10 protein-coding genes are annotated in these 10,981 nt (G+C 53.8%); 4 read left to right on the forward strand and 6 right to left on the reverse strand.

Features of this window, described 5'->3' with window-relative positions:
• Positions 1-168 precede the first annotated feature (168 nt).
• The 3 genes from purC to dapA all read right to left on the reverse strand — a co-directional run bounded on the left by purC (position 169) and on the right by dapA (position 2,948).
• Complete coding sequence (gene purC, locus AAGR22_RS16180) at positions 169-882, reverse strand: phosphoribosylaminoimidazolesuccinocarboxamide synthase (RefSeq protein ID WP_345828528.1); 714 nt, start codon at positions 880-882, stop codon at positions 169-171.
• 137 nt (positions 883-1,019) lie between these two features.
• Complete coding sequence (gene bamC, locus AAGR22_RS16185; protein WP_067708110.1) at positions 1,020-2,054, reverse strand: outer membrane protein assembly factor BamC; 1,035 nt, start codon at positions 2,052-2,054, stop codon at positions 1,020-1,022.
• A 15-nt stretch (positions 2,055-2,069) separates the two neighbouring features.
• Positions 2,070-2,948: a 4-hydroxy-tetrahydrodipicolinate synthase gene (gene dapA, locus AAGR22_RS16190; RefSeq protein WP_067708106.1), complete on the reverse strand. Its 879-nt coding sequence runs from the start codon at positions 2,946-2,948 to the stop codon at positions 2,070-2,072.
• A 157-nt stretch (positions 2,949-3,105) separates the two neighbouring features.
• Between dapA and AAGR22_RS16195 the strand changes: the two genes are divergently transcribed.
• Complete coding sequence (locus tag AAGR22_RS16195) at positions 3,106-3,699, forward strand: glycine cleavage system transcriptional repressor (protein ID WP_067708102.1); 594 nt, start codon at positions 3,106-3,108, stop codon at positions 3,697-3,699.
• A complete protein-coding gene (gene bcp / locus AAGR22_RS16200) occupies positions 3,677-4,144 on the forward strand; it encodes a thioredoxin-dependent thiol peroxidase (protein WP_067708099.1) in 468 nt (155 codons plus the stop codon). The genes AAGR22_RS16195 and bcp overlap by 23 nt, the downstream gene beginning before the upstream one ends.
• Before the next feature lie 157 nt (positions 4,145-4,301).
• Here the strand turns inward: bcp and AAGR22_RS16205 are convergent, their stop codons facing one another.
• The 3 genes from AAGR22_RS16205 to AAGR22_RS16215 all read right to left on the reverse strand — a co-directional run bounded on the left by AAGR22_RS16205 (position 4,302) and on the right by AAGR22_RS16215 (position 7,896).
• On the reverse strand, positions 4,302-5,375 hold the full coding sequence (locus AAGR22_RS16205) for an AI-2E family transporter (RefSeq protein ID WP_067708096.1): 1,074 nt from the start codon (positions 5,373-5,375) through the stop codon (positions 4,302-4,304).
• 80 nt (positions 5,376-5,455) lie between these two features.
• A complete protein-coding gene (locus tag AAGR22_RS16210; protein WP_345828532.1) occupies positions 5,456-7,042 on the reverse strand; it encodes a sensor domain-containing diguanylate cyclase in 1,587 nt (528 codons plus the stop codon).
• A 248-nt stretch (positions 7,043-7,290) separates the two neighbouring features.
• Complete coding sequence (locus AAGR22_RS16215; RefSeq protein ID WP_067708090.1) at positions 7,291-7,896, reverse strand: DsrE family protein; 606 nt, start codon at positions 7,894-7,896, stop codon at positions 7,291-7,293.
• 822 nt (positions 7,897-8,718) lie between these two features.
• Between AAGR22_RS16215 and AAGR22_RS16220 the strand changes: the two genes are divergently transcribed.
• Entirely contained in the window at positions 8,719-10,179 is a 1,461-nt protein-coding gene (locus AAGR22_RS16220) for a M48 family metallopeptidase (protein ID WP_345828533.1), read from the forward strand.
• A gap of 233 nt (positions 10,180-10,412) precedes the next feature.
• Entirely contained in the window at positions 10,413-10,976 is a 564-nt protein-coding gene (locus AAGR22_RS16225; RefSeq protein WP_345828534.1) for an Ail/Lom family outer membrane beta-barrel protein, read from the forward strand.
• Positions 10,977-10,981: the final 5 nt, after the last annotated feature.

Here is a 10,981-nt window from a genome sequence, read left to right on the forward strand (position 1 = left end):
CTAACCGCTGCCGCGCACTGCGGAATATGGCGCTGCGCGGATGACAGACGACTGCTGTCAGTTCAGCTTTAGTCGGGACTTCTGGCGACTGCTGTCAGTCCAGATTTAGCCCCGACTTCTGACGACTGCTGTCAGTCCAGATTCAGCCCCCACTTCTGGCGACTGCTGTCAGTCCAGCTTCACGCCAAGGCGGTTAGCGACTTCTTCGTACGCCTCGATCAAACCACCGAGGCTTTGACGGTAGCGATCTTTGTCCATTTTGTTCAGCGTCTCTTTATCCCACAGGCGCGCGCCGTCCGGTGAGAACTCATCCCCCAGTACGACTTCACCTTTGAACAGGCCAAACTCCAGCTTAAAGTCCACGAGGATCAGACCGGCATCCGCAAAGAGTTTGCTCAGCACCTCATTGGCGCGGTAGGTCAGCTCACGCATGCGCGCGAGGTTCTCTTTATTCACCCAGCCGAAGGTTTCGCAGTAGGACTCATTCACCATCGGATCGTGCTTCGCATCGTCTTTCAGAAACAGATCGAACAGCGGTGGGTTGAGGACCAGCCCTTCTTCCACGCCCATACGTTTAACCAGCGAGCCTGCCGCACGGTTACGCATTACGCACTCTACCGGCACCATATCCAGCTTTCTTACCAGCGCTTCATTGTCTGAAAGCAGCGCTTCCATCTGGGTTGGGATCCCGGCTTCCTGCAATTTGCTCATAATGAAATAATTAAATTTATTGTTAATCATCCCTTTACGGTCAAACTGCTCAATACGTTCACCGTCCAGTGCTGACGTATCGTTGCGGAATTCGAGAACCAACAGATCCGGGTTTTCGGTGCTGTAGACGGTCTTCGCTTTGCCGCGATACAACTCAGCCAGTTTTTTCATCTTGTATAACTCCAGGCGTTAATTCGGGATTGAACAGAAATTACCGGTCACTATTCTATTATCTGCGGCGAAAAAATCGAAGCAATCGTTTACGCAGCCGCAAATAAAAAAGGCCGGACGTATCCGGCCTGATGCTTTTACTTGCTAAACGCGGCCTGGAAGACCGGGACCAGCGCATCATTTTGCGACTGGGTCAGCGTATGCCCTTTCGGATCGAGGAACTGCAGGCTGCTGCGGTTATCCAGATCGCCGACCTGTAGCTTATAGTCGCCACTGGTCAGGCCCGGATCTTTCGCGCCCAGCTGGTCCCAGGTCTCGCTGTCAGGCGTTTTGTAGGTCACTTTCAGGCTGCCCTGAGAGTGATTTTTGTCGGTTACCTTCATGCCAACGCGCTCAAGCGCGGCGGGCAGACGTTCCCAGACGGTATTGAACGGTGCACGGACGATAAGGTCAGGCAGGCCGGTATCGTCAGCCCCGCTCTGAACGTCGATCTGCGTAGTGCTGCGTTTTGCGGCGGCATCATCGCGCAGGGTTTCGATTTTATCCAGCCCCATGCTCAGCTCATTCAGCATCTGCGCGGTGTAGCGCTGCTGCTGAACCGGCGAGTTGACGCCTTTGTTTTCCTGCTGCAGCTCAAGCAGCTTAACGGTTAACGCCTGCTGGTAGCCCTGCTGCTGTACGCTGATCTGGTAGCGGCCACGGTACTGATGGTCTTCATCCGCACGGTTCCACTGAACCCAGTCGGTCGTCAGCGTCTGGCTGGCGTCGGTGCGGCTGGCAATCGGGTAGTTCCGGGCCTGTACCACATCAACCACCTGTGGCCACAGCGCACCGCTGCGGGTGTTATCCAGCATCAGCACGCCGGAGTTACCGGCAAACTGGGTGCGCGCGCCGTTAATCAGCGCCAGAGGCTGCGCCGGTGGCCGAATGTCCAGGGCCTTACCGACTGCGCCTTTACTGCTGACCGACGGGATGTCGTAGTCACCGTTTTGCAACGGAAGGATCATTCCGGCCGGAGCGTGCAGATCGCTGATATCCGCCGCTTTCAGATAGGATTCATCACCGCTGACCTGGCGCTTATAACGCTGATCGCTTGAGCAGGCTGCCAGCAGCATGACCAGTGACAGGCCAACGACTTTTGCGACCAAAGTTTTTTGTACTGAGTAAGCCATTACTTCTCCATAAATTTAAAGCAGACCCGCGTTTTTCAGCGCCTGCTCAACAACCGGACGACCGGCATCAGTCATCGGCGTCATCGGTAGACGCAACGTGTCGGTTGCAATTAATCCTAACTTTTTCGCTGCCCATTTGACCGGAACAGGATTAGGCTCAATAAATAGCTTCTGGTGCAGATGCATCAGTCGCTGATTAAGGCGTCGCGCTTCTTTAAAATTACCCGCTTTTGCGAGTTCGCACAGTGCAGCCATTTCACGAGCGGCAATATTTGCCGTAACGGAGATAACGCCCTGCCCGCCTAACTGCATAAAATCGAGGGCGGTAACATCATCGCCGCTGACAAGGACGAAATCATCTTCAACCAGCTCTTGGATCTGACTAACCCGCGATAAGTTCCCGGTCGCTTCCTTGATTCCGATAATATTTTTGATTTTCGCCAGTCGACCCACGGTTTCGGGCAGCATGTCACAGCCGGTACGGGAAGGAACGTTGTAGAGCATCTGCGGCAGATCGGTGCTTTCAGCAATGGCTTTGAAATGCTGATAAAGCCCTTCCTGAGTGGGACGATTGTAGTAGGGGGTGACGGTCAGGCAGCCAACCACGCCGCTGTTCTCGAAACGTTTCGTTAGTGATATGCCCTCTGCCGTGGCATTAGCACCGGTTCCGGCGATCACCGGAATACGCCCATCGGCCAGTTCCAGCGTCATCATCACGACATCGCCATGTTCTTCATGGCTGAGCGTGGCGGATTCACCGGTGGTCCCCACCGAAACAATTGCCGAGGTTCCGCTGGCGACGTGATAATCAATCAGTTTTTTCAGACTCGCGCGGCAGACATGCCCTTTATCATCCATCGGCGTAACGAGTGCAACAATACTTCCCGTAAACATTAGCCATCCCCTCCATAAACAAGTGCTTCATGGTACGTTTGACCGCTATTGAAAAGCAAGCAGACAAGCCGCCAGGCCCCTTGGCAGAGGGTATTTTTTATGTTTACCTTACTGTTATCACAATTGCTAATTATCAAGACGGACAGGAAGCATCATTTTGCCGCAGTCTCAGCTTCATCATCTGGCTATTACCGCCGTTGGCGTTGACCGACCGGGAATAGTAAACACTATTACCCGCCATGTTAGCAGCTGCGGCTGCAATATCGAAGACAGCCGCCTGGCCATGCTGGGTGAAGAATTCACCTTTATTATGCTGCTCTCCGGCAGCTGGAACGCGATCACGCTGATTGAGTCAACGCTGCCGCTGAAAGGGGCCGAACTTGAGCTGCTGATCGTGATGAAACGCACGACGTTTCGCGCACGACCACCGATGCCCACCACGGTTTGGGTGCAGGTTGAGGTGATCGATTCCGCTCACATTATTGAACGCTTCACCGATCTGTTCTATTCCCATCAGATGAACATTGCTGAGCTGGTCTCGCGCACGCAGCCAGCGGAGGAGAATCAGCCTCCCCTGCTCTACATTCAGCTGACGGCACATAGCCCGGCTCATCAGGATGCCACATTCATTGAGCAGGCTTTTAACAAGCTATGTACAGAACTGGATGCGCAGGGCACTATTAGCGTGGTCAAATATCCACAGCACGAAGAGAAAATGGAGAGTAACGATGAATCCACTGAAAGCCGGTGACCTTGCGCCGAAATTTAGCTTGCCCGATCAGGATGGCGAACAGGTAAATTTGACCGACTTCCAGGGGCAGCGCGTTTTGGTTTATTTCTATCCCAAAGCGATGACGCCGGGCTGTACTGTCCAGGCGTGTGGCCTGCGAGACAGTATGGACGAGCTGAAAAAAGCGGGCGTCGACGTGTTAGGGATCAGCACCGATAAACCTGAAAAGCTGTCGCGTTTTGTTGAAAAAGAGCTGCTGAATTTCACCCTGCTTTCCGATGAGCATCACGAGGTTTGCGAACAGTTTGGCATCTGGGGCGAAAAAACCTTTATGGGTAAAACCTACGACGGGATCCACCGTATCAGCTTTCTGATCGGTACCGACGGCAGGGTTGAGAAAGTGTTTGATGATTTTAAGACCGCTAATCATCACGATATCGTGATGGACTACCTGAAAGCAGTCTGACCTGTTGAAGGGCGCGCTCATCGCCGGACGCAGAGGGTAAATCAGAAGGGCGAAACGCTTCGCCCTTCTGCCACGATCAATTACTGCTACGGCAATCGCACGTAATCTGTAATGGCAGCGACGGCAGACACTGCTTTTCACATCGCGCTTAATGCTGCTACGGCAATCGCCGCTTCTCATGATGATGCTCTTCAGGCCAGGCGTGGACGACCGCCTTAACCAGCGTAGCCAGCGGGATGGCGAAGAAGACGCCCCAGAATCCCCACAGTCCGCCAAAAATCACCACGGAGAGGATAATCACCAGCGGGTGAAGGTTGACCGCTTCCGAAAACAGCACGGGTACCAGAATATTGCCGTCCAGCGCCTGAATAATCAGGTAGACGATGATCATGGTCCAGAAATCCCCGCTCAGCCCCCACTGCGCCAGGCCCACGCCAATCACCGGAAGGGTAACGGCAAGCGCCCCCACGTAGGGGATTAATACGGAGAACCCCACCAGCACCGCCAGCAGCAGGGCATAGTTCATGCCAATAGCCAGGAAACCAATCCAGGTGGCGATCCCGACCACCACCATCTCCAGTACCTTGCCACGAATATAGTTTGATACCTGCTGGTTCATCTCTACCCATACCTGCCCCGCCAGCCCGCGATTGCGCGGCAGGACACGACCGATGGCGGCCAGCATCTGCGCTTTATCCTTTAGCAGAAAGAAAACCATCAGCGGCACCAGCACCAGATAAATCGCCAGGGTCATCAACCCGACCAGCGAGGCAAGTGAATATTTCACCAGCTGATCGCCCATCCCGCTAAGCCGGCTGCGCAGGTTCTCCACCACGATATCAACAATGCCGACGTCCATTAGCGTAGGAAAACGCTCCGGCAGGCGGGTGGCAAAACGGTACAGCCCGGTCAGCATCGTGGGCAGCTCGTGGGCCAGGTTAATGCCCTGCTGCCAGGCCACCGGTGCAACGATCAGTACCAGCACCAGCAGGATCGAGGCAAAAATTACCAGCACGATGCTGGCCGCCCAGGTGCGTGAACAACCCATACGTTCCAGGCGCACGGTCGGCCACTCAAGCAGATAGGCCACCACCAGCGCCACCAGCAGCGGTGCCAGCAGGCCGTTAAAGAAAAACAAAATGCAGAAGGCGGCAATCAAAATCGCCAGCAGCGCGATAGCCTGGGGATCGCTGAAACGGCGGCGATACCACTGTATTAACAGGTCGAGCATGGCGTAAATCCTTGCGTACTAAAAGTGGCGGGAGTGTACCTGAAACGGGCTGCCGCTGTCGCGTGGCAGGACAGCGGCGCTTATGGCGCAGCCATCCCGCAGGTTTGGCTGATTATCACGCAGTTGCGCCCGGCATTTTTTGCCTGATAGAGCGCGTCATCCGCCTGCTTAAACGTTCTCTCCATCGGCATATCGTCAGCTGACCATAGCGCCACCCCAATCGAAATGGAGATGCTGCCAACGGTTTCCAGCCTCTGCTGCTCATTTTTCTGCCGTACGCGTTCGGCAATGGCCGCCGCCATTTCGCGATCGGTCCCGGGCAGGATCATTAAGAACTCCTCGCCGCCGCTGCGACAAATAACATCGGTCTGCCTTGAGCTGCTAACCAGCTGCCGGGCCACCGTTCTGATCACGTCATCACCCACGTCGTGACCCCAGGTATCATTAACCCGCTTGAAATTATCTATATCTAAAGCCAGTACCGCAAAAGGCTGGCGCGTGGCGAGAAAATACTCCAGTACCGCATTCAGGCCACGGCGGTTGAGCAAGGACGTCAGGGGATCGGTTTGCACTTCAAATTTCAGGCGGCCAATTTTTTCCTGCAGCATGCCGATACCGGCGAGTAAGGCACGTTTAATCTGCGAGGCTTCATAGTACCAGGAGCGAATATCTTTGATCTCGCCGGATACGCCCTGCGCATCCATCTGGCTGGCCTTGCGCGCGAGCTGCCATAAAGGCAGGGCGATCAGCCGCGCCAGAATCCAGGCACACACCAGCGTCAGTAAGGCAAAGGGTACCGAATGCTGCAACACTTTCAGCAGCAGGCTGCTGAGTGGCGCGAGCGTGGCCTGCGTCGGTTTCATCGCGACGATAGTCCAGCCCGCAGTCGGCACGGTCGCGTAACCGGCCAGCATCGGCGTACCGCCAGGTGGGGTAACCTGACCGGAACCGTTCCCGTTGGCTTTTTGCTGCGAATCGCTGATTAACGGTGGGATTTTCTGCCCGATAAGCCTGCCATTCTGATGATACAACACGCGGTTATCATCATCGACCACATACAGCGACGATCCGTCACGGTAAAATTGCTCACCCAATAGCGCATTGAGAATGCTTTTTTTCTTCAGGTAAATAGTGCCGCCGACAAAGCCGAGGTAGCGTCCATTTTTCGCCCGGATCGGCCAGGAGACGAAGACCATCAGATTATTGGCCGCCGAAATGCTCGGGCGTGATATCAGGGGCCTGCGCTCTGAAAGCGCCTGCTCGGTGGCCGCCGTTTTCAGATGCATACCCTTCAGCATCAGCGACTCCGGTGAGATGGCCCGGACCCAGCCGCTGGCATCGACGATTGCCACGGAGTTAAAGCTGTTAGTCTGCTGCCGAAGGCGCTCGACCTCATGCTGAAGCACCGCGTCGCTCTCCTTTTCCGCGCCCAGTATTTTTGCACTATAGGCAAGCTGCGACTGGGCCAGCTGAAAGAACATTTCGGTCGTGGAGGCCAGCTTGGTGGCGTAAACGCGGTTAGACTCCAGCGTATTATTGATCAGCACTTCTCGCTGTACGCGCCAGGTGGCATACAGCGAATTGGCCAGCGTAATGACGATGCTGGTGATGGCTAAAAGCGTAATAAGCGTACGCAGGTCCGTTTTTGGCCGACTCAGCCTCAACATAGACCCACCTCAACGAGACGTTTCATATCAAGCGCCTTATTATTATCTGTGCGCGTTTGTCTGGAATTTGCGTTATGCCCTGGTAAAGCACGGCGCTGATTGTACAGGTTTCGTGCTTTTTGGGAATATTTGAAAGCTTTACCACGGCAATAAACTTCCCTGTTTTGCAGGTTCGTTTATAGTGCGGCAGCTATGTCAGAGGGAACGAGGCGGGTCGGTGACCCGCCGGAGAGAGTGAGACCGCGAGATTACATGGCGAGGAAAGCGTAACCCTGGTTTTCCAGCGTGGAAACGGTCGTCGGGCTGGAGAGCGCGTGGGTGACAGATTTATCGATCCAGTCGCGCTGGAAGTGGTGGAACGCAACGGACTGGTCGCATACGGATACGTCAACGCCGCTGGCCCGCAGCTCGCTAATTAGCTTGAGATTTGGGTTATCAATACCGAACATCTTTTTGTAGTGCGCGTTATTCAGCATCGCGGGGGTACCGTCTCCGGTGACCGACACCACAAACTTCAGCTTGTCCGTCGGCACGCCGGAAGCGACATAGAGATTGACCACGCGCGCAACGCGTTGCAGCCCCAGGTTCGGATCGTTAGGGCCATTTTCAGCTTTGGTGATTTGAAAAACGACCTTATTGCTGTCACCCACCGCAGGTTTATACGCCGCGTCAGATTCGTAATGAATTTTCCCATACCCATCGACCGTCGGCGTGGTCCAGAATCCGGCGGGATCGGCTGGCTCGCTGCTAAAGCGCTCGCTAATTTTCGACGCTATTTCAGGCGCCTGAGAAAAACTGGCACCAACAAAACCCGCAACGACGGCGATTAAAACATAGGATACTACTGGACGCATGAAATGCTCTCCACTCAGGACAAGGAGCCAAACGGCTGATAAATAAAATAAGCAGGAATTCGCAAAACCTCTGCCGTAAAAGAGATATACCACAGCAATAACGGAATGTTTGCAGTGGTTTATTCTGCGAATTTGCCGCTGGTTACAGGATGAAACACCTGATGCGTCTTCATTACTTATAAAATAACTAGTTTCAGCGCAGACATTAAAAATAGCCGTCCCGCCTGTAAAATGAGCGCAGGTATCGGACTCAGGTAATGACTTCGCGAATATCAGTGAACTGAGAAGGGTAGAATGGAAATAAACGGATCTGTTTTCCTTTTTTTATAATAACGTGCTGGATCGATAAATTTAAGACTCAGCAAAATAATCAGTAGATTTACTTAACATTTTGATGCCAGCAAAGACCTGTCCGGCGAAAGCTTTTCAGACTTTACCTAATCAAACTTCATGCCATCATCAAATTAATTGAATAAATTTACCTAACTTTAATTTCGTCGCGCGCGTACCCCGCATTTTCTCCCCTCTTTACACTTGCTAAATTACCCTGTCGGGATGATGATACCCCTGGCCTACCGAGGGTGACAGGCTAGCGCCTGGGACACAGGCGGCATCCGACGCCCGCCTGCCTCATCCTGTTCAAATTTTTCCATGCAAAAAAGGGCCTTTTGAACATTTTGCTTACTTTATTGTTCCTGCTGGCCGTTTCCTTCTCGTTTCACCTTCATTTACTATAGATTGATGTCACGATTGCCGGATGGTCGCCGCAAAGCATGCTATCCGTTTCCGGCCACGCCGATCTTCATTGCGATGAGATTCAGGATGCTAAACCGTTTTAAACAATGCGCGATTGCGTCGTTACTGTTATCACTCTCAGCCACCGCTGTTCCTGCGTCAGCCGACATCAGCGACAATCTGCCAGAAATCGGGACCACGGCGGGCAGTACGCTGTCGATTAACCAGGAGCTGGCGATGGGCGATTTCTACGTTCGCCAGCTGCGCGGCAGTACGCCTTTGATCAATGACCCGCTGCTGAATGATTACATTAATCAGCTGGGACAGCGGCTGGTTGCCCACGCCTGGTCGGTGAAAACCCCGTTTCACTTCTTTCTGGTCGATAACGATGAAATAAACGCCTTCGCCTTTTTTGGCGGCAACGTGGTGCTGCACTCTGCCCTCTTTCGCTACACCGACAACGAGAGCCAGCTGGCCTCGGTGATGGCGCATGAAATTTCCCACGTCACCCAGCGCCATCTGGCGCGGGCAATGGAGCAGCAGCGGCGTGACGCTCCCCTGACCTGGGTGGGCGCGCTGGGATCTATTCTGCTGGCGATGGCCAGCCCGCAGGCAGGCATGGCGGCGCTCAGCGGCACGCTGGCGGGATCGCAGCAGGGAATGATCAGCTTCACCCAGCAGAATGAGCAGGAGGCCGATCGGATCGGGATCCAGGTACTGCAACGCGCAGGATTCGATCCCGAAGCGATGCCGGACTTTTTGCAAAAGCTGGCCGATCGCTCGCGTTTTTCGACTAAACCCCCGGAAATTCTGCTGACCCACCCGCTACCCGACAGCCGGCTTACCGATACGCGCAACCGGGCAAATCAGATGAAACCGGTGGTGGTTCAGTCTTCCGAGGATTTTTACATGGCTAAAGTACGTACGCTGGGCATGTATTCACGGGGCGGTAATCAGCTCAGCGACGACCTGCTGGACACGTTAAGCAAGGGCAACAGCCGGGAGCAGACGGCAGCACGCTATGGCAAGGCGGTGCAGTTTTTGCAGGCCAAAAGCTTCGATAACGCGCAGAAAATTATTGCCCCGCTGCTGGCAAAACAGCCGGATAACGTCTGGTATCTGGATATTATGACCGACATTGATATCGGCCTGAAGCAGCCGCAGCGGGCCATCGCGATGCTGCAGGCGGCACATGCAGCCAGCAGCAACCCGGTGGTTCAGCTCAACCTGGCTAACGCCTATGTGGAAGCAAAACAGCCCGCCGCAGCCAGCAAAATCCTCTATCGCTATACCTGGGCGCATAAGGACGACCCTAACGGCTGGGATCTGCTGGCGCAGGCCTGTGCCGATCAGGGGCTGACGGACGAAGAGCAGGCTGCACGTGCGGAAAGCATGGCGCTAAACGGCCAGTTGGATCAGGCTATTCGCAGCCTCAGCAGTGCCAGCGCCGCCGTACCGCTGGGCAGTCTTAAACAGGCGCGCTATGACGCGCGTATCGATCAGCTGCGAATGCTCCAGCAGCGTTTCCGCCAGTATCAGCGCTCATAAGCATTGAGCGCTGCGCGGATAGCCACCGTGATTGTTTCGTCAGAATTTCAATGGCTGATTAATTGCGCTCACAGGCAGGATAAAATTACCCTCATGATTAAATAATCAATTCAGTGATAATATCACAAATTAATACGGCGTTTATGTCGGTGATATACATGTCGTTTAATTACGGATGGTAAGATGCGTAGCCATGATTAATGCCCCTCTATTTATAACTCATGGTGGAAAGCATGAAAAAAACGACAGCGCTGACCGTCCTTATTGCCGGGCTTATTATGAGTGCAACCGCCGTGGCAGATAGCCACAGCATTTCGGTTGGTTACGCTCAGAGTAAAGTGCAGAACTTCAAGAATATGCCCGGCATTAACCTACAATACCGCTATGAGTGGGACTCGCCGGTGAGTTTACTCACCTCGTTTACCGCGTTACAAAATGACGAGGATGATTCAGGCAACTTCATGGGTATCAAAACCAGCGATCATGTTAAAGCGGAATATTATTCTTTGATGGTCGGCCCGGCCTGGCGTCTTAATGATTATATCAGCCTGTATGCACTGGCAGGTATGTCGCACAGTACGATGGAGCGCAACGCCCGTGATTATGACTACTATGGACATCCGGAACGCATCAACTTTTCCGACAGGTCTAATGCCTTCGCCTACGGCGCCGGCGTTATTTTTAATGTAACGGAGCACGTTACCATTAATGCGGGCTATGAAGGTTCACGCACGAGCGTTGAAGCGCAAAAACGTTCAGTTAATGGTGTAAACGTTGGAATGGGGTATCGTTTCTGATGAAA

This window comes from Erwinia sp. HDF1-3R (assembly GCF_039621855.1).
Lineage (GTDB): Bacteria > Pseudomonadota > Gammaproteobacteria > Enterobacterales > Enterobacteriaceae > Erwinia.